Source organism: Flavobacterium sp. 102 (assembly GCF_003634615.1).
Classification (GTDB): domain Bacteria; phylum Bacteroidota; class Bacteroidia; order Flavobacteriales; family Flavobacteriaceae; genus Flavobacterium.
Genome location: NZ_RBKX01000001.1, coordinates 707497 through 724898, shown reverse-complemented (window position 1 = coordinate 724898; position 17402 = coordinate 707497). Strand labels below are relative to the sequence as shown.

The 17402-nt window shown below is 37.0% G+C and carries 22 protein-coding genes; 15 read left to right on the top strand and 7 right to left on the bottom strand.

The window, feature by feature from the left end; all coding sequences use genetic code 11:
• Positions 1-46 precede the first annotated feature (46 nt).
• Both C8C84_RS03215 and C8C84_RS03210 read right to left on the bottom strand, forming a co-directional pair.
• Positions 47-478 (bottom strand): MarR family winged helix-turn-helix transcriptional regulator, encoded by a 432-nt coding sequence (locus C8C84_RS03215; protein WP_121312156.1) that lies wholly within the window; start codon positions 476-478, stop codon positions 47-49.
• 24 nt (positions 479-502) lie between these two features.
• Entirely contained in the window at positions 503-1360 is an 858-nt protein-coding gene (locus tag C8C84_RS03210) for an MBL fold metallo-hydrolase (RefSeq protein WP_121312155.1), read from the bottom strand.
• Positions 1361-1541: 181 nt separating this feature from the next.
• On the opposite strand from C8C84_RS03210, the gene C8C84_RS03205 reads away from it, so the two are divergent.
• The 4 genes from C8C84_RS03205 (at position 1542) to sufD (ending at position 5494) form a co-directional block, all read left to right on the top strand.
• Positions 1542-1871 carry an iron-sulfur cluster assembly accessory protein gene (locus C8C84_RS03205; protein ID WP_121312154.1) on the top strand — a complete coding sequence of 110 codons (330 nt, stop codon included), beginning with the start codon at positions 1542-1544 and terminating at the stop codon, positions 1869-1871.
• A 9-nt stretch (positions 1872-1880) separates the two neighbouring features.
• Complete coding sequence (gene sufB / locus C8C84_RS03200) at positions 1881-3329, top strand: Fe-S cluster assembly protein SufB (RefSeq protein WP_121312153.1); 1449 nt, start codon at positions 1881-1883, stop codon at positions 3327-3329.
• Between the two features lie 30 nt (positions 3330-3359).
• Positions 3360-4112, top strand: coding sequence for a Fe-S cluster assembly ATPase SufC (gene sufC, locus C8C84_RS03195; protein WP_121312152.1), 753 nt, complete (start codon positions 3360-3362; stop codon positions 4110-4112).
• A 65-nt stretch (positions 4113-4177) separates the two neighbouring features.
• Positions 4178-5494 carry a Fe-S cluster assembly protein SufD gene (gene sufD, locus C8C84_RS03190; RefSeq protein WP_121312151.1) on the top strand — a complete coding sequence of 439 codons (1317 nt, stop codon included), beginning with the start codon at positions 4178-4180 and terminating at the stop codon, positions 5492-5494.
• Between the two features lie 103 nt (positions 5495-5597).
• Here the strand turns inward: sufD and C8C84_RS03185 are convergent, their stop codons facing one another.
• Positions 5598-6938, bottom strand: coding sequence for a serine hydrolase (locus tag C8C84_RS03185; RefSeq protein WP_121312150.1), 1341 nt, complete (start codon positions 6936-6938; stop codon positions 5598-5600).
• Between the two features lie 179 nt (positions 6939-7117).
• Here C8C84_RS03185 and C8C84_RS03180 point away from each other — a divergent pair, with 179 nt between their 5' ends.
• From C8C84_RS03180 to C8C84_RS03155, 6 genes are all read left to right on the top strand, one after another.
• Positions 7118-8332 carry an aminotransferase class V-fold PLP-dependent enzyme gene (locus tag C8C84_RS03180; RefSeq protein ID WP_121312149.1) on the top strand — a complete coding sequence of 405 codons (1215 nt, stop codon included), beginning with the start codon at positions 7118-7120 and terminating at the stop codon, positions 8330-8332.
• Positions 8333-8343: 11 nt separating this feature from the next.
• A complete protein-coding gene (locus C8C84_RS03175; RefSeq protein WP_121312148.1) occupies positions 8344-8784 on the top strand; it encodes a hypothetical protein in 441 nt (146 codons plus the stop codon).
• Complete coding sequence (locus C8C84_RS03170; protein ID WP_121312147.1) at positions 8781-9200, top strand: SufE family protein; 420 nt, start codon at positions 8781-8783, stop codon at positions 9198-9200. Before C8C84_RS03175 ends, C8C84_RS03170 begins: the two co-directional genes overlap by 4 nt.
• A gap of 4 nt (positions 9201-9204) precedes the next feature.
• Positions 9205-9528, top strand: a complete 324-nt coding sequence (locus tag C8C84_RS03165; protein WP_121314956.1) for an SUF system Fe-S cluster assembly protein — start codon at positions 9205-9207, stop codon at positions 9526-9528.
• 83 nt (positions 9529-9611) lie between these two features.
• The gene (locus tag C8C84_RS03160) at positions 9612-10118 is read left to right on the top strand and encodes a DUF2480 family protein (protein WP_121312146.1); all 507 of its coding nucleotides are present in this window, start codon (positions 9612-9614) and stop codon (positions 10116-10118) included.
• A 95-nt stretch (positions 10119-10213) separates the two neighbouring features.
• Positions 10214-11107 (top strand): DUF3078 domain-containing protein, encoded by an 894-nt coding sequence (locus C8C84_RS03155; protein WP_121312145.1) that lies wholly within the window; start codon positions 10214-10216, stop codon positions 11105-11107.
• A 121-nt stretch (positions 11108-11228) separates the two neighbouring features.
• Here C8C84_RS03155 and C8C84_RS03150 read toward each other — a convergent pair whose 3' ends face one another.
• The 4 genes from C8C84_RS03150 to C8C84_RS03135 form a co-directional block, all read right to left on the bottom strand.
• Positions 11229-11462: a hypothetical protein gene (locus tag C8C84_RS03150; protein WP_121312144.1), complete on the bottom strand. Its 234-nt coding sequence runs from the start codon at positions 11460-11462 to the stop codon at positions 11229-11231.
• A 203-nt stretch (positions 11463-11665) separates the two neighbouring features.
• Positions 11666-12808, bottom strand: coding sequence for a cystathionine gamma-synthase (locus C8C84_RS03145; RefSeq protein ID WP_121312143.1), 1143 nt, complete (start codon positions 12806-12808; stop codon positions 11666-11668).
• A gap of 73 nt (positions 12809-12881) precedes the next feature.
• Positions 12882-13337, bottom strand: a complete 456-nt coding sequence (locus C8C84_RS03140) for a DinB family protein (protein WP_121312142.1) — start codon at positions 13335-13337, stop codon at positions 12882-12884.
• Positions 13338-13346: 9 nt separating this feature from the next.
• Complete coding sequence (locus C8C84_RS03135; protein ID WP_121312141.1) at positions 13347-13784, bottom strand: thioesterase family protein; 438 nt, start codon at positions 13782-13784, stop codon at positions 13347-13349.
• A gap of 73 nt (positions 13785-13857) precedes the next feature.
• On the opposite strand from C8C84_RS03135, the gene C8C84_RS03130 reads away from it, so the two are divergent.
• The 5 genes from C8C84_RS03130 to nadD all read left to right on the top strand — a co-directional run bounded on the left by C8C84_RS03130 (position 13858) and on the right by nadD (position 17351).
• Complete coding sequence (locus C8C84_RS03130; protein WP_121314955.1) at positions 13858-14208, top strand: arsenate reductase family protein; 351 nt, start codon at positions 13858-13860, stop codon at positions 14206-14208.
• Positions 14208-15101 (top strand): DMT family transporter, encoded by an 894-nt coding sequence (locus C8C84_RS03125; protein WP_121312140.1) that lies wholly within the window; start codon positions 14208-14210, stop codon positions 15099-15101. Before C8C84_RS03130 ends, C8C84_RS03125 begins: the two co-directional genes overlap by 1 nt.
• A 78-nt stretch (positions 15102-15179) precedes the next feature.
• Positions 15180-16040 carry a YicC/YloC family endoribonuclease gene (locus tag C8C84_RS03120; RefSeq protein ID WP_121312139.1) on the top strand — a complete coding sequence of 287 codons (861 nt, stop codon included), beginning with the start codon at positions 15180-15182 and terminating at the stop codon, positions 16038-16040.
• 55 nt (positions 16041-16095) lie between these two features.
• Positions 16096-16665 (top strand): guanylate kinase, encoded by a 570-nt coding sequence (gene gmk / locus C8C84_RS03115; protein WP_121314954.1) that lies wholly within the window; start codon positions 16096-16098, stop codon positions 16663-16665.
• Between the two features lie 74 nt (positions 16666-16739).
• Positions 16740-17351 (top strand): nicotinate (nicotinamide) nucleotide adenylyltransferase, encoded by a 612-nt coding sequence (gene nadD / locus C8C84_RS03110; protein WP_121312138.1) that lies wholly within the window; start codon positions 16740-16742, stop codon positions 17349-17351.
• Positions 17352-17402: the final 51 nt, after the last annotated feature.

Here is a 17402-nt window from a genome sequence, read left to right as displayed (position 1 = left end):
ATGTGTTTTAATTATGTATTTGTTACTTAAGAAAAAGTTAAAAGAATTATTTTTTACAATTGGAGCTGATTTTTTTTAGAATAGAATTTACGCTTTCAATCTCTTCAGCAGTAATGCCTTCTAATGCTTTGGCTCTGTTCTTCAAGACAATCTTATAAACGTCCTCCAAAATTTTTTCTCCAGAAGATGTGATTTTGAGGTTCATTTTTCTTCGGTCGTTTTGGTTAATTTCTCTTTGCAGAAAGTTGGCTTTGACCAGTAATTCTACGATCCGGGTGATGGAAGCATTGTCTTTAAAAACTTTTTCTGCCAATTCGATTTGAGTCGCATTTGGATTTTCTTTGAGACATTTTAAAACCAACCATTGGTCAATGGTGATTTTCAAATCATTAATTTTCAGCTGATTTTGAGCATACATTCTATATGTTTTTATGGCTTCCTCAATGTTGTAAAAGATGACTGAACTCAAATTTTCCATATAGAATTTTTAAAAATGATTTAATTATAAAACGTCTTCTACTTTGAAAACGTTAGCTAAACGAATTCCTTTTTCGGTGTTTTCAACAGTAATAATTTGGTTGTGTGCATCGTGTTCCAACCACAAAAAATAATTATTTTCAACTGCGGCATGGAGAAATTTTGATTTTTCAGGCATGGTCAACAACGGCCGCGTGTCATAACCCATAACATAAGGCAGAGGTAAATGTCCGGCAGTCGGAATCAAATCGGCACAAAAAACGATGGTTTTATCTTGGTATTGAATATGCGGCAACATCATTTTTTCGGTATGACCATCAACATAAAAAATCCCAAATCCCAATTCGTTTGAATGTCCAAAATCTCCTTCCGGTCTTTTGACGAAATTCAATTGTCCGCTTTCTTGCATCGGTAAAATATTTTCTGAAAGAAATGAGGCTTTTTCTCTTGCGTTGGGCTTGGTTGCCCATTCCCAATGGTTGTCATTCGTCCAAAACTTAGCATTCTTGAAAGCGACTTCATAACCCGTTTTGGCGGCGTTCCAATTCACGCTTCCACCACAATGGTCAAAGTGCAAATGCGTCATAAAAACATCGGTCACATCATCGCGATGAAATCCGTATTTAGCTAAAGAACCATCTAAAGAATGACTTCCCCAAAGTGAATAATAGCCAAAAAATTTCTCCGATTGCTTATTACCCATTCCGGTATCAATTAAAATCAGGCGGTTTCCGTCTTCAATCAGCAGGCATCTTGCCGCAATGTCAATTAAATTGTTGTCGTCTGCCGGATTGGTTTTGTTCCAAATGGTTTTAGGAACCACACCAAACATCGCACCGCCATCAAGTTTAAAATTTCCGGCTTCTATTGGATATAGCTTCATTTGTTGAATTTTCTTCGGTTAATCTTGTAAATGGCTTGCAAATTACTAAAAATCTGTCGCTTTTAAATCCTCAAAATCATTTTTTTCTATTCTTAAATTAGTTATAAAAATGCTTTGAAATGCCGTAAAAAAGGATATTTGTGTTAACTTTGCCCTTTATTTAGACAAAATCAAAATAGACATGATCAAAGTTTCAGATTCAGCCAGCAAAAAAATCATCGATATGATGAAAGATGACGGTTTTGACGCTGCCCAAGATTACGTGCGAGTAGGCGTAAAAAGTGGTGGTTGCTCGGGTTTGTCGTATGAATTAAAATTTGACAAAGAACTTGGCGAAAACGACAAAGTTTTTGAAGACAACCATGTAAAAATTGCCGTTGAAAAAAAGTCATTTTTATACTTAGCCGGAACCATTTTGGAGTTTTCAGGCGGATTGAACGGAAAAGGATTTGTATTTAACAATCCAAATGCATCACGAACATGCGGATGCGGAGAATCATTCTCACTTTAGAATAACACTATGGCAAAATATACGGAAGACGACTTAAAAGTCGAACTCGAAAATAAAGAATACGAATACGGTTTCTACACTGATTTAGAGTCGGAGACGTTTCCTATTGGGCTAAACGAAGATATCGTTCGCGCTATTTCTTTGAAAAAAGAAGAACCGCAATGGATGACCGATTGGCGCATCGGAGCGTTTCGCGCTTGGCAGGAAATGATTGAACCGGATTGGGCAAATGTAAATTATCAAAAGCCCGATTTTCAAGCGATTTCTTATTATTCGGCACCTAAAAAAGCTGACCCGAATAAAACTCTTGACGATGTAGATCCTGAACTTTTAGCGATGTACAAAAAGTTAGGGATTTCTTTGGACGAACAGAAAAAAATGAACAATATTGCTATGGATATCGTGGTTGATTCGGTTTCTGTAGCAACAACATTCAAAAAGACTTTAGCCGAAAAAGGCATCATTTTCATGAGTATTTCCGAAGCGATTCGCGAATATCCCGATTTGGTTCAAAAATATTTAGGGACGGTTGTTCCTCAAAAAGACAATTTTTATGCGGCATTGAACTCAGCGGTTTTCTCTGACGGTTCATTCTGTTATATTCCAAAAGGCGTTCGTTGTCCAATGGAATTATCCACGTATTTCCGTATCAACCAAGCCGGAACCGGTCAATTCGAAAGAACACTTTTAGTAGCTGATGAAGACAGTTATGTTTCTTATTTGGAAGGATGTACTGCGCCAAGTCGGGACGAAAATCAATTACACGCTGCCGTTGTCGAGCTTATTGCTTTAGACGGTGCCGAAATCAAATATTCTACTGTTCAAAACTGGTATCCCGGAAATAAGGAAGGCAAAGGCGGCGTTTTCAACTTTGTAACCAAAAGAGGTTTCTGCGAGAAAAACGCAAAAATTTCATGGACACAAGTAGAAACCGGTTCGGCCATTACTTGGAAATATCCTTCAGTTATTTTGAAAGGCGACAATTCAATCGGTGAATTTTATTCGATTGCCGTAACCAATAATTACCAACAAGCCGATACCGGAACCAAGATGATTCATTTGGGTAAAAATACCAGATCAACAATCATTTCTAAAGGAATTTCTGCCGGAAAATCACAAAACAGCTATAGAGGCTTGGTGCAAATTGGCGCTAGAGCTGATAATGCCCGTAACTTCTCGCAATGTGACTCGTTGTTGATGGGTAATAATTGTGGAGCGCATACGTTTCCTTACATCGAGAGTAAAAATTCTTCAGCTAAAATCGAACACGAAGCGACAACTTCCAAAATCGGAGAAGACCAAGTATTTTATTGTAACCAACGAGGCATTCCAACCGAAAAAGCAATTGCGTTAATCGTAAATGGTTTTAGTAAAGACGTACTGAACAAGTTGCCAATGGAATTTGCAGTTGAAGCTCAGAAGTTATTAGAGATTTCACTTGAAGGTTCAGTAGGATAATCATAAATTAGAACAAAACACATTTAAAAAATGTTACAAATAACAAACTTACACGCTAGTGTTGAAGATAAAGAGATTTTAAAAGGAATTAATCTCGAGATAAAAGCCGGAGAAGTACATGCGATTATGGGACCAAACGGTGCCGGAAAAAGTACACTTTCTTCTATCATTGCCGGAAATGAAAATTACAACGTAACTGAAGGTGTAATCCTATTAGAGGGCGAAGACATTTCAGAATTGGCGCCGGAAGAAAGAGCTCACAAAGGGGTTTTCTTATCATTCCAATATCCGGTAGAAATTCCGGGTGTTTCGGTGACCAACTTTATGAAAACTGCCATCAACGAAAGCCGAAAAGCCAACGGAAAAGAAGAAATGCCGGCCAACGAAATGCTGAAACTAATCCGTGAGAAATCAGAATTATTGGAAATCGATCGTAAGTTTTTATCGCGTTCGTTAAACGAAGGTTTTTCGGGTGGAGAAAAGAAACGCAATGAGATTTTTCAAATGGCGATGTTGGAACCAAAATTGGCTATCCTTGACGAAACCGATTCGGGTTTAGATATTGATGCTTTGAGAATTGTGGCCAACGGTGTAAACAAATTGAAAAACGAAAACAACGCGGTACTAGTCATCACGCACTACCAACGTTTGTTAGATTATATCATTCCAGATTTCGTTCACGTTTTAATGGACGGAAAAATTGTAAAATCTGGTGATGCTTCTTTAGCGCTTGAGTTGGAAGAAAAAGGATACGATTGGATTAAACAAGAGCAAGAAGCTTAAAAAGCTCTCTGTTATCTGTTCTCCGTTAAAACAATAACCGACAACCGACAACTGACAACAAAAACATGGAATTAAAAGAAAAACTTATATCCTCATTCATGGCTTTCGAAGAACACATTGACGTTCATTCGGAATTGCACGACGTTCGTACTTCTGCCATAAAAAACTTTGAAAACAAAGGGTTTCCGACCAAAAAAGAGGAAGCTTGGAAATATACTTCGCTGAATGCTATCTTAAAAAATGATTATTCAGTATTCCCAAAACACGAAAATGCTATCGAATTTGCTGAGGTAAAAAAATACTTTTTGCACGAAATCGACACCCATAAAGTGATTTTTGTGGATGGAAAATTCACTTCTTTTTTATCGGCAACGACACATGACGGTTTGGATGTTTGTTTAATGTCTTCAGCTTTAAACAAACCGAAATACAAAATGATTATCGATGAGTATTTCAACAAAATAGCGAGCAAAGAAGAGAGTTTGACAACTTTAAATACGGCTTTCGCCAATGAAGGTGCATACATCAACATCCCGAAAAGCAAAGTAGTAGAAAAACCGATTGAAATCATTTATTTCTCTACCGGAAATGAAAGCGCTTTGATGGTTCAACCAAGAAATTTGGTCATCGTAGGCGAAAATGCACACGTTCAAATCATCGAAAGACACCAATCTTTAAACGAAAATACAGTGTTAACTAACTCAGTTACTGAGATTTTTGCCCAAAAGCGCGCCATCGTTGATTACTATAAAATTCAAAACGACTTGCAATCGGCGAACCTGATTGACAACACTTATATTTCCCAAAAACAAGAAAGCCGCGTTTCGGTTCACACTTTTTCTTTTGGCGGCAACATCACGAGAAACAACCTAAATTTCTATCATTTTGGAGAAAGAATCGATTCGACTTTAAAAGGCATTACCATTATTGGCGACAAACAACACGTTGATCATTACACTTTGGTAAACCATGCGACGCCAAACTGCGAAAGTCATCAGAACTACAAAACCATCTTGGCCGGAAGTTCAACAGGTGTTTTCAACGGAAAAATTTATGTCGAAAAAGAAGCGCAAAAAACCGATGCGTTCCAACAAAACAACAATATTTTGTTAGGCGATAAAGCAACGATAAATGCTAAGCCACAATTGGAAATTTTTGCCGATGACGTAAAATGTTCCCACGGTTGTACCATTGGACAATTAGACGAAACCGCCATGTTCTACATGCAACAACGTGGTATTCCTAAGAAAGAAGCCAAAGCGTTATTAATGTATGCGTTTTCGAATGAAGTCATCGAAAGTATCAAAATCCCGGAATTGAAAAAGAGAATTACTAAAATCATCGCTACAAAATTGGGCGTGAATTTAGGCTTTAATTTATAAGTTATAACCGTAAGGGAACCCAAAGTAAAAATTGCAAAGGGCGTAAGTTTGATAAACAACTTTGCGCCCTTTGTGTATTTCTTAGCAAAATTTGCGGTTAAGTTTACTTCTTTATTGATAAAATAATCTCCCTCAAAAACCCATTAAAATCGAAGTCTTCACTCAATCCCATTCGAACTACAACCAAATCCATTGACGGAATGACAAACACCATTTGCCCTTGAAAACCGCTACAATGGTATAAATCTCTGGGAACATCAGGATATTTACCATTGGCGTTTAGCCAAAAATGACCGCCGTAAAGACCATTAGAGCTATTGGTTGGCGTTGCCACATATTTTGCCCAGCTTGGATCAAATATTTGCTCGCCGTTCCAATTGCCTTTGTTTAAATAAAGCAAACCAAACTTCGCCCAATCACGCGTTGTAGCCCAACCATAGGACGAACCCACAAAATTTCCGGCCATATCGACTTCTACCAAAGCTGAATTCATCCCGATTTTATCAAACAAACTGCTGTACCAAAAATCTAAATATTCCTGATGGGTTTTGAATTGTTTTCGTAAAATTCCGGATAATAAATTGGTTGTTCCCGAAGAGTAATTCCAACTATTATTCGGTTTTCCCACCAAAGGTTTATCAATTTGTGGTTTAGTCATGTCTTGAGCTACGAAAAGCATTTTGGTAGCGTCAGAAATCTTCGTATAGCTTTCTTCCCATTCCAAACCTGAATTCATATGTAATAAATCATTAATGGTGATTTTGGAACGTTCGTCATTTTTCCATTCCGCAATCGGAGCTGGTTTCATAATGTCGATTTTGCCTTGTTTTTGTAGAATTCCGAAATAAGTTGCGGTCAAACTTTTAGTCATCGACCAGCCTAAAATTTTAGAAGTAGCGGTAAAGCCCGGTGCATATTTTTCGGCAATTAATTTGTCTTTATAAAGGACAACCACAGAACGGGTGCGTTTGTTTTTCTCTCCTTCTTTGTCAAAAGCACTCTCGACCGTTTTTTGTAATTTGGCGTAATCAATATTGGAAAAAACAGTATCTATCGGATTATTATTTCCATAAGGATAAGGCAAATTGTTCTTTAAAAAAGTCCGTTTCGGAACATTATAAGATTTGCTTACCTCAAAATCATCGTTGATTAACGTCGCGCCCAAACCTTCGCGGTAAATGGCTTTTCGTGTTTTTAATCCATACACTTTTGAAGTCGCAAACTTTCCGTTTTCATCAATTTCATTGGTGGCCCAATCCACTTTAGGAATATCATTGTCGCCTTTTTGAATGGTTTCAAGCGAACGATTATCAATGAAATGTCCGGAAGCCACGCTCTTTGCCGAAAAACCTGAAATCAAATCGAGTTGTGGATAAATAGCAATTCGCAAATAAACAAAAGCAACCAACAATAAAACAGCAAAGATTTTGAGAAGTTTTTTCATGGGAATTAATTTTGAAGCAATTTATAAAATTTCAATCATATAAGACATTTAAGTTCATTTGAGCTTCTACTTTCTTATATAACTTATATGGTTCAAAAGCCTAAAATATTAATATTTGTTTAGCAATTAACAATTCCATTTTAGCTACTTTTGTATTTAGAATTTTTCTAAATAATACCATGTTAGACATCCAAAAAATTAGAGCTGATTTTCCGATACTTTCCCAAAAGGTCAATGGCAAACCGCTCGTCTATTTTGATAACGGCGCTACTTCGCAAAAACCACAAGTGGTTATTGATGCGATATCTAAATATTACCAAGAGATTAATGCCAATATTCACCGTGGCGTGCATACTTTGAGCCAATTGGCCACTGATGCGTATGAAGTTTCAAGAGGTAAAATCCAAAATCATATCAACGCTAAACACGCTCACGAAGTGATTTTTACTTCGGGAACGACGCACGGAATTAATGCGATTGCCAATGGATTTGCTGCGTTTTTAAAACAAGGTGATGAGGTTTTGGTTTCCGCTTTAGAACACCATAGCAATATTGTGCCTTGGCAAATGCTTTGCGAGAAAACCGGAGCAACTTTAAAAGTCATTCCGATGAATGAAAAAGGCGAATTAATCATGTCGGAATACGATAAATTACTTTCTGCCAAAACCAAAATCGTAACAGTAAATCATATTTCAAATGCCTTGGGAACGATAAACCCCATCAAATATATGATTGACAAAGCGCACGAAGTTGGTGCCGCGATTTTAATTGATGGTGCTCAAGCGACACCGCATTTAAAACCTGACGTTCAAGCTTTGGATTGTGATTTTTATGTGTTTTCTGGACATAAAATTTGCGGACCAACCGGAATCGGAATTCTATATGGAAAAGAAGATTGGCTGCGTAAATTACCACCTTACCAAGGCGGAGGCGAAATGATTGCGACCGTGACCTTTGAAAAAACTACTTATGCCGATTTACCACACAAATTCGAAGCCGGAACACCCAATATAGCCGACGGAATTGTCCTTGGAACTGCGATTGATTATTTGAATGCAATTGGTTTTGACAACATCGCGCCATACGAAAATGAACTACTTGAATACGCTACCGAGAAATTACTAGAAATCAAAGGATTGAAAATTTTTGGTACGGCAGAACAAAAAACTTCCGTAATTTCGTTTAATATCGATGGGATTCATCCATACGACATTGGCACAATTATCGATAAGTTGGGCATAGCGGTGCGCACCGGACATCATTGCGCACAGCCGATTATGGACCATTTTAATATTCCCGGAACGATAAGAGCTAGTTTTGCTTTTTACAATACCAAAGAAGAAATCGATTCTATGGTCGAAGCGATTAAAAAAGCCCAAATGATGTTATCTTAAAACAAAGACCGATGAAAGCAATAATTATGATTTTACTAACTATTTTTCTCGGAAAAAGTTGTAACAATGAAACGCAGAATGATTTGACTAATACTGTTATTCAATACACTGCAAATACTCGTGGGTTTTACCAAAAAGTTGTAATTATCAATCAAAAAGCCACCATCTCAAGAGACCGAAACGAAACAGCACCTAAGGAAGAAATCTCCATCTCTGATGCCGATTGGGCAGCATTGGTTACGGCTTTCGCTAAAATTAATTTGGAAGAAGTGCCAAAACTGAAAGATCCAACACAAAAACGATTTTATGATGGTGCGGCGATTGCCAATTTAAAAATACGCTACCAGGATAAGGATTATGAAACCACCGATTTTGATCACGGTTTTCCGCCTGTCGCGATAGAAAAATTAGTCAATAAAATAGTGGCTATTGCCAAAGAAAAAGAAGAATGAGCATAAAAGAAATACAAGACGAAATCGTTGACGAGTTCTCGATGTTCGACGATTGGATGCAACGATACGAATACATCATCGACCTCGGAAAAGGATTGCCGTTAATAGAAGAACAATATAAAACCGAAGATAATATAATCACCGGTTGTCAATCGAAAGTATGGGTTCATGCCGAACAACAAGGCGATAAAATTGTCTTCACAGCCGATAGCGATGCGATATTGACCAAAGGCATTATCGCTATTCTAATCCGTGCATTTTCTAATCAAAAAGCTTCGGATATTTTAGATGCTAATACTGATTTCATTGATGAAATTGGCTTAAAAGAACATTTATCACCAACCAGAGCCAACGGTTTGGTTTCGATGGTAAAAAAACTTAAAATGTATGCTTTGGCATTCAATGCTAAAAATTAAAATTATGGAAGAATTTAAAGACGATATCAATTTAGGCGAAAATGTGGTGAAAACCTTAAAAGGCATTTATGACCCTGAAATCCCTGTAGATATCTACGAATTAGGCTTAATCTACGACGTGATGATTAACGAAGACAATGAAGTAAAAGTCTTGATGACACTAACCTCACCAAATTGTCCGGTAGCGGAAACTTTACCGCGCGAAGTAGAAGAAAAAATTAAAAAAATCGACACTGTTAAATCCTGCGAAGTGGAAATCACTTTTGATCCGCCTTGGAGCAAAGATTTGATGAGTGAAGAAGCCAAGTTAGAACTGGGAATGCTTTAACACTAGTATTCAGTAAGAAGTTGCAGTTCGCAGAAATCCCACTGAAACTGAACACTCAATACTGAACACTGAACACTAAAAAAATGGACGAAATCATCAACAGAGTAGCCAATTCAGTGCTCGAAGTGTTTGATTTGGAAGACTATTACCCAAACGGCATTCGGACACAAATAGATATTTCCCAATGGTTATTGGAAGGTTTTTTATTGAAAGAAAAAGACTTTCGCGAAGCCTTAAAAAATCACGATTGGTCGCAATATCAAAATCATTTTGTAGCGATTTATTGCTCCACGGATGCGATTGTTCCGGCTTGGGCCAATATTTTAGTGGCTACTTATGTTGCGCCTTTTGCTCAAAAAGTTGTGAGCGGAAACCTAAACGATTTGGAAACGGCCTTGTACCAAGAAATTCTCCCTACTTTGGATTACACTCTTTATCAAGACAAACCCGTTATCATTAAAGGTTGTTCTAAAAAACCCGTTCCCGAGAGCGCTTATATCATCGCCGTTCAAAAACTCCAACCGATTGCTAAAAGCATTATGTATGGCGAAGCTTGTTCGGCAGTTCCTTTATTTAAAAAATCGAAATAGCTTTATTTCTAAAAATCAAACACTTAGCTTTTAGCAAAGATTTGTTTAAATCGAATGTATTCTTACCTTTGCACCGAATTTAAAAAAATCTAAAAATGAAAAGAGTTTTATTAGCAACACTGTTCCTTTTATCCCTAAACAAAGGGTTTTCACAAGTAAGTGAAAAAGAATTACTAAAGAAAACGGAAGAAACTGTTGCCAAAATTCAAGAAGAAAAACCTAACGGTTGGGAGAAAAAAGGCGTGGCTACCATCTTGCTTAACCAAGCGAGTTTCAACAACTGGTTGGCCGGTGGACAAAGCAGTATTTCAGGAAATACAGGCGTAAAATACGACTTCAATTATAAAAGCGATACTTGGACATGGGACAACAAACTAAATGCCAATTATGGTTTAACCAAAATTAACGGTCAAGATTTACAAAAAACAGACGACCGATTTGAATTCAATTCCTTATTAGGTAAAAAAGCATCAGGAGAATGGTATTACTCTTTCTTCTTTAATTTTAAAACCCAATTTGATTCCGGTTTTGATCCTGCGAATAGCTCGGTTAAAATCTCTCACTTCTTTTCTCCTGCTTTTACCCAATTTGGTCCCGGTATGCTTTGGAAGAAAAGTGACAACCTTAAAATAAACGTTGCGCCGGCAACTTCAAAAATAATCGTGGTTCATCCACATTTTACTGATCTTGGGCCGGCTTTTGGTGTAAAAATGGGCGAGTCTATGCGCTATGAATTTGGAGCCGCGATAAACGGTTATTACAAGTTTAATATCATGGAGAATGTGTCAGCCGAAAACATCTTGAATTTATACACCAACTATTTAGAAGAAGTTTACAACGTTGATTTAGATTATACTTTGAACATCGTAATGAAAGTGAATAAATACTTGACTACCAATTTTGCATTCCAAACTATATATGATGACAATGCTTACAGAGGATTTCAAACCCGTCAAGTGATAGGAATTGGTGTGAATTATGGCTTCTAATTAGCAATTGAAGAATATAAAAAAAAGTCCCGAGAAATCGGGACTTTTTGTTTTTCAATAATTCTAAGTCGACACTAGCTATTTACCCCTAGCAATGTTTAGAATTACGGTTGGGTTTAGATTATTTCTTAAAGAATTTTTTACTCTTAGCCTGCATGGCAAAGCTTTTAGAGGTTTTACCCTTTGAAGTTGTTTTCGACATCTTTGTCGCTTTGCTTACAAAACGAGTTCTTGATTCATGACCATTGGAACTTGCGTCAGTTGGTAGTTTTGTGAATGAAAAACTATTTGTGCTACATAGTATGAGCGAGAAAAGGAATAGTTTAAAAGTGTTTTTAAGGATAATTGTTTTCATGGGGTCAGATATTTAATTAAACATGATAAACCTATATAAATAAAATTAAATAACCGTCAAAAAGACAATAATAATCGACGAAATACATAAACATTATTAAAATTAATTATTTTTCTTATAAATTATTCGTCAATAATGGTGGATGAACAAAAAAAGCCAGAAGTTTTATGTTCTGGCTTTATATAGTTGGTGAAAGAAGCTATCTATCTGAAGGCTTGTTCGATGTCGGCAAGCAAATCGTCTATATCTTCGACGCCAACACTCAATCGAACTAAGTCATCAGTAATCCCAATTTCTTTTCGTTTGTCTTCCGGAATCGATGCGTGTGTCATCAATGCAGGATGATTTGCCAAAGATTCAACACCACCAAGTGATTCGGCTAAAGTGAATACTTTTAGTTTTTCCAAGAAAGAAATCGCATCTTCTTTTTTTCCTGATTTAAAGGTAAAAGAAACCATACCACCAAAACCACTCATTTGTTTTTTGGCAATGTTATGAAAAGGATGATTGGGTAATCCAGGATAATATACTTTTTCTACTTCAGGATGATTGGCTAAAAATTGCGCTACTTTTTCTCCGTTTTCGCAATGTCTTTGTACACGCAAATGCAAAGTTTTTATCCCGCGTAAAACCAAGAAACTGTCCATTGGTCCAAGCGTTCCTCCGGTTGCAAATTGCTTAAAGTGCAATTCATCGCCTAAAGCTGCGTCTTTGATAATTAAAGCACCGGCAATCACATCACTGTGTCCGCCTAAATATTTCGTAGCAGAATGCATTACAATATCAGCGCCTAAATCCAAAGGTTTTTGCAAATAAGGTGTCGCAAAAGTATTGTCAACAGCAAAAAGGATGTTATGCTTTTTAGTGATTTTGGCAATCTCGGCAATGTCCGCCAATTTCATCAACGGATTGGTTGGTGTTTCTACCCAAACCAACTTGGTGTTTTCATTGATCAATGATTGAAAAGTTTCAAAGTCGTTCATATCTACGAAGTGAAACTTGATACCGCTGTCTTTGTATAAACGGGTAAATAAACGGTAAGTACCACCATATAAATCGTCCATTGCGATGATTTCATCACCGGCTTTGAACATACGCAATAAACAATCTGTTGCGGCCAATCCAGAAGCAAAAGCCAAGCCTCGAGCGCCATTTTCAATACTGGCTAAAGCATCTTCTAAAGCTTGACGGGTTGGGTTGGCAGCACGAGAATATTCGTAATCACCTACAGGTTTTCCCGGTGAAGTTTGTGCATAAGTTGAGGTTTGAAAAACCGGTGGCATAACCGCTCCGGTAACTTCTTCATGGTGTTGGTTGCCATGAATAACTTTGGTGTTGAATTTCATTATTATAATGTATTAAAGCGCAAATTTACTTTTTATTCTTCGGTTGAAAATACTCTTTTCGTTTTTATTAACGCTAGACAAATTTTCGAATATTCATCATAAAACCAAGATGAATTCCTTCGTGATAATTATTAAACTCCATCGCATCTTTGATGGAAGCCAAATGAAATCCGGTTCCCGTAGTGTATTCGTTGTAAGTCACAAATTTTCCTGACGCATAATCTTCTTTTGTTTTTTCCATCAACGAAAAAAGAAGCACTTTTAGTTCGTCTAATTCGGCTTGTGTTGTTTTTCCGGTTGGTTTTGAACCATTTTTATAAGTTTCCATCATTTCTGTTGAAACATTCATCGGCAATCCCGAAAGACGATAGACTAAACCTTGTTGCGAAACGATAATATGACCTAAATTCCAAACCAAATTGTTACTAAAACCTTCCGGAATTTTGTTCAGTTGTTCCAAAGTATAACTGTCAATCAGTTTGGCATAAATTTTTCTGCTGGTGTCCCAAATTTTGAAAGTTGCTTCCATATTTTATCCTTATAATGTTGTAAAATCAGTTGTTTTCGGCATAGCATTCATAACATCTGCCGCAATTTTTGGTGTTGGATTGGCTATTTTTCTTAGCTTAGTGTCAATCCAAGCTCCGTCAACGGAGATAATGGCGAAAAGTTCATCGGTTTCATTTTTCAATTCATGAACAATTGTCCACCGAGAAGCATCGGCTTTTATTTTTCCGATTTTGGTACTGATAAAAACCTTGCTGTTTAATCTGATTTCTCTTCTGAAAATGCATTCTTCCCGAAACAAAACCGGACCAAAATGTTGTTCTTGCATTACTTTCATGGTCAATCCCAATTGCTCCAGAATTTCAATTCTGTGTTGGGCGCCAAAATCATAATAAGCGCTGTGTCTGACGTGAAAATTCGGGTCTAAATCAGACCAACGAATCGATATTTCTTTCGTAAATGTTTCCAATTTTTTTAAATTTTCGATAAAATTACAGATTATAAGTGGAAATGAATTTCCTTTGCAAAAAGAATTTTTTATGATCGATAAAATATACTATTTAGCTTCTTGCGATACTTGTCGCAAAATTATAAAATCACTTCCCAACGCCGACAGATTGCAATTTCATGACATTCGCCAAAACCCGATAACGGAAAAAGAATTGGAGGAAATGTATCAACTTTCGGGAAGTTACGAAGCGTTGTTTAGCAAAAAAGCACAACTTTATAAGTCAATGGATTTAAAAAACAAAGCTTTGACCGAAGCCGATTATAAGCAATATTTATTACAACATTATACCTTCTTGAGCCGACCTGTTTTTATTATTGACGACAAAATTTACATTGGCAACAGCCAAAAAAATATCATTGAGGTTACAAAAGTATTGAGTTAATGTCAAAAAGGACTTGGGCATTATTGGCAGCAACGATGGTGTCGCTGATTTATGGCGTTTCGTTTACGATTGCCAAAGATGTGATGCCAACCTACATCAAACCATACGGATTTATTTTGATCAGGGTTTTTGGAGCAGCTATTTTGTTTTGGCTGGTTTCTTTTTTTGGCCCAAAAGAAAAAATCCAACGCCAAGATTTACCTCGAATTATAGCTGCCGCTTTTTTTGGCGTGGCTTTAAATATGCTGACTTTTTTCAAAGGATTGAATTATACTTCACCGATTTCTGCTTCGGTAATCATGGTAACGACGCCAATTATTGTTTTGATTTTATCCGCGATAATCATGAAAGAGAGAATGGAAACCCGAAAGATTTTCGGAATTCTACTTGGACTTTTCGGAACCGGATTTTTAATCCTTTATGGCAAATCAATGGGCAATGCCACCAATGCGACGTTGGGGAATTTCTTGGTTTTCATCAACGCAGTTTCCTATGGTTTTTACCTCATTGTGGTTAAGAAATTAATGGACAAATACAATGCGTTCACCTTCGTAAAATGGATTTATACTTTTGGGTTACTAATGGTAATTCCTTTTGGCTGGAGCGAATATCAGGAAATTCAATGGCAAACGATTCCAACGATGATTATGTGGGAAATTGTTTTTGTAGTCGTGTTTACTACATTCTTTACTTATTTATTTAACTTGGTTTCGATGCGTGAATTGAAACCGACAACTGTAGCGGTTTTTATTTATCTGCAGCCGCTTTTTGCTACCATTTTTGCCATGAGTTTAGGGAAAGACCAACTGACTTGGGTTAAGATGCTGTCTGCGGTTTTAATATTTGTTGGGGTTTATTTGGTTTTGCAGAAAAAGAAGTCCCAGCCTCAGTAATCAGTCACAGCAGAAAACGGTAAACTGCGACTGCGACTGCAAACTTTTATTTATCTTTGAGAACATTTTACACAATTTATGATACAATCGATGACCGGTTTTGGGAAAGCGAGTTTGCAACTACCAACCAAAAAAATTACCGTAGAAATCAAATCGCTGAACAGCAAAGGTTTGGATTTAAACACGCGCATGCCTTCCGTATTCAGAGAAATGGAATTGGGTTTGCGCAACCAACTTTCGCAACGATTAGAGCGTGGAAAAATTGATTTTTCGCTGTATGTTGAAGTAACCGGAGAAGAAACTTCCTCTAAAATCAACGTGCCTATTGTAAAAGGTTATATCAGCCAAATGAAAGCCGTGATTCCGAATGCCGATGAAACCGAATTGATGAAAATGGCGGTAAGAATGCCCGATGCGTTAAAAACCGAGCGTGATGAAATTGACGAAAACGAATGGAAGAAAATCCAAACCGTGATTGATGATGCTTTGGAAAATATTGTGCAGTTCAGAAAAGACGAAGGCGTTTCTTTGGAAAAAGAGTTTTTACATCGCATTGCCAATATTATGACGTTGATGAATAATGCGGTGGCTTATGACGCAGAAAGAGTTGAAACGGTTAAGACCAGATTGAGAACCGCTTTGGACGAATTAAAAGAAAACGTAGATGAAAATCGTTTCGAACAAGAATTGATTTTTTACCTCGAAAAATACGATATTACCGAAGAGAAAGTGCGTTTGGAAAACCATTTAAACTATTTCATTGAAACCCTTGCCGGAACGGAAGCCAATGGAAGAAAATTAGGTTTCATTACCCAAGAAATGGGAAGAGAAATCAATACCATGGGTTCCAAATCCAATCATTCCGAAATGCAGAAATTGGTCGTAATGATGAAGGATGAGTTAGAGAAGATTAAGGAGCAGGTTTTGAATGTTTTGTAAAATAGATACTGACACGAGCGAAGCGACTGACGAAGTAAAGAAATTCAGCATAAAAATGAACAAAGGAAAGTTATTAGTATTCTCAGCGCCATCCGGTTCCGGGAAAACTACCATAGTAAGACATTTATTAGCACAACCCGAATTGAATTTAGAATTCTCTATTTCGGCCGCAACGCGTGAACCGCGAGGAGAAGAAGTACATGGAAAAGATTATTATTTCATCTCAATTGAAGAATTCAAGAAGCACATCAAAGCCGAAGATTTTATTGAATGGGAAGAAGTGTATCGAGATAATTTTTATGGAACCTTAAAAAGTGAAGTAGAAAGGATTTGGGCCAAAGGCAAAAACGTGATTTTCGATATAGACGTAGCCGGCGGATTGCGAATCAAACACAAATTCCCTCAAGAAACCTTAGCCGTTTTTGTAAAACCACCGAGTGTCGACGAGTTGAAACGCCGTTTAAAAGAGCGTTCTACCGAAACCGACGAAAAAATCAATATGCGCATCGCCAAAGCCCACGTAGAGCTGGCAACAGCACCACAATTTGACACCATTATTAAGAATTATGATTTGGATGTTGCGAAAGCGGAAGCGTATGAATTAGTGAAAGAATTTGTAAAATAAGTAACAAGGGATTAGGGAAAAGGGATAAGTAAAAATCTTATGCCTTTTCTCTTATCCCTTATCCCTTTTAAAAAATGAAGATTGGTTTATATTTCGGCACCTTTAACCCTATTCATGTTGGGCATTTGATTATTGCGAATCATTTGGCCGAACATTCCGATTTAGAGCAAATTTGGATGGTCGTAACGCCACACAATCCGTTGAAGCAGAAGAACACTTTGTTAGATGATTACCATCGTTTGCATTTGGTTAGATTGGCTACTGAAGATTACCCGAAAATCAGGCCTTCCGATATTGAATTTAAATTGCCGCAACCGAATTACACCGTAAATACTTTGGCGCATTTAATGGAAAAATATCCGCAACATGAGTTTTCTTTAATCATGGGAGAAGACAATTTGAAATCGTTTCACAAGTGGAAAAACTACGAGTACATTTTACAAAATCATGACATTTATATTTATCCGAGACTCGAGACCAAAGGCCGAATCGACGGAGCAATTTCGGAAGAAGCCGAAAACTTGGAACTGAAAGACCATCCGAAAATCCACAAAATTGATGCGCCTGTAGTAGAAATATCCTCTACTTTTATTCGTGAAAATATCAAAAACAAAAAAAACATTCGCCCATTATTGCCTCATAATGTTTGGGAGTATGTAGATCATAATAATTTCTATCGAAAATAGTTTTTATCATTAAAGGAAATAACTAAAGACAACAAAACACCAACAAGTAAG

What these genes read in the sequence shown, in the direction of transcription:
- C8C84_RS03215 (WP_121312156.1), bottom strand. Translation starts at nt 478, where the DNA reads ATGGAAAATTTGAGTTCAGTCATCTTTTACAACATTGAGGAAGCCATA.
- C8C84_RS03210 (WP_121312155.1), bottom strand. Translation starts at nt 1,360, where the DNA reads ATGAAGCTATATCCAATAGAAGCCGGAAATTTTAAACTTGATGGCGGT.
- C8C84_RS03205 (WP_121312154.1), top strand. Translation starts at nt 1,542, where the DNA reads ATGATCAAAGTTTCAGATTCAGCCAGCAAAAAAATCATCGATATGATG.
- sufB (WP_121312153.1), top strand. Translation starts at nt 1,881, where the DNA reads ATGGCAAAATATACGGAAGACGACTTAAAAGTCGAACTCGAAAATAAA.
- sufC (WP_121312152.1), top strand. Translation starts at nt 3,360, where the DNA reads ATGTTACAAATAACAAACTTACACGCTAGTGTTGAAGATAAAGAGATT.
- sufD (WP_121312151.1), top strand. Translation starts at nt 4,178, where the DNA reads ATGGAATTAAAAGAAAAACTTATATCCTCATTCATGGCTTTCGAAGAA.
- C8C84_RS03185 (WP_121312150.1), bottom strand. Translation starts at nt 6,938, where the DNA reads ATGAAAAAACTTCTCAAAATCTTTGCTGTTTTATTGTTGGTTGCTTTT.
- C8C84_RS03180 (WP_121312149.1), top strand. Translation starts at nt 7,118, where the DNA reads ATGTTAGACATCCAAAAAATTAGAGCTGATTTTCCGATACTTTCCCAA.
- C8C84_RS03175 (WP_121312148.1), top strand. Translation starts at nt 8,344, where the DNA reads ATGAAAGCAATAATTATGATTTTACTAACTATTTTTCTCGGAAAAAGT.
- C8C84_RS03170 (WP_121312147.1), top strand. Translation starts at nt 8,781, where the DNA reads ATGAGCATAAAAGAAATACAAGACGAAATCGTTGACGAGTTCTCGATG.
- C8C84_RS03165 (WP_121314956.1), top strand. Translation starts at nt 9,205, where the DNA reads ATGGAAGAATTTAAAGACGATATCAATTTAGGCGAAAATGTGGTGAAA.
- C8C84_RS03160 (WP_121312146.1), top strand. Translation starts at nt 9,612, where the DNA reads ATGGACGAAATCATCAACAGAGTAGCCAATTCAGTGCTCGAAGTGTTT.
- C8C84_RS03155 (WP_121312145.1), top strand. Translation starts at nt 10,214, where the DNA reads ATGAAAAGAGTTTTATTAGCAACACTGTTCCTTTTATCCCTAAACAAA.
- C8C84_RS03150 (WP_121312144.1), bottom strand. Translation starts at nt 11,462, where the DNA reads ATGAAAACAATTATCCTTAAAAACACTTTTAAACTATTCCTTTTCTCG.
- C8C84_RS03145 (WP_121312143.1), bottom strand. Translation starts at nt 12,808, where the DNA reads ATGAAATTCAACACCAAAGTTATTCATGGCAACCAACACCATGAAGAA.
- C8C84_RS03140 (WP_121312142.1), bottom strand. Translation starts at nt 13,337, where the DNA reads ATGGAAGCAACTTTCAAAATTTGGGACACCAGCAGAAAAATTTATGCC.
- C8C84_RS03125 (WP_121312140.1), top strand. Translation starts at nt 14,208, where the DNA reads ATGTCAAAAAGGACTTGGGCATTATTGGCAGCAACGATGGTGTCGCTG.
- C8C84_RS03120 (WP_121312139.1), top strand. Translation starts at nt 15,180, where the DNA reads ATGATACAATCGATGACCGGTTTTGGGAAAGCGAGTTTGCAACTACCA.
- gmk (WP_121314954.1), top strand. Translation starts at nt 16,096, where the DNA reads ATGAACAAAGGAAAGTTATTAGTATTCTCAGCGCCATCCGGTTCCGGG.
- nadD (WP_121312138.1), top strand. Translation starts at nt 16,740, where the DNA reads ATGAAGATTGGTTTATATTTCGGCACCTTTAACCCTATTCATGTTGGG.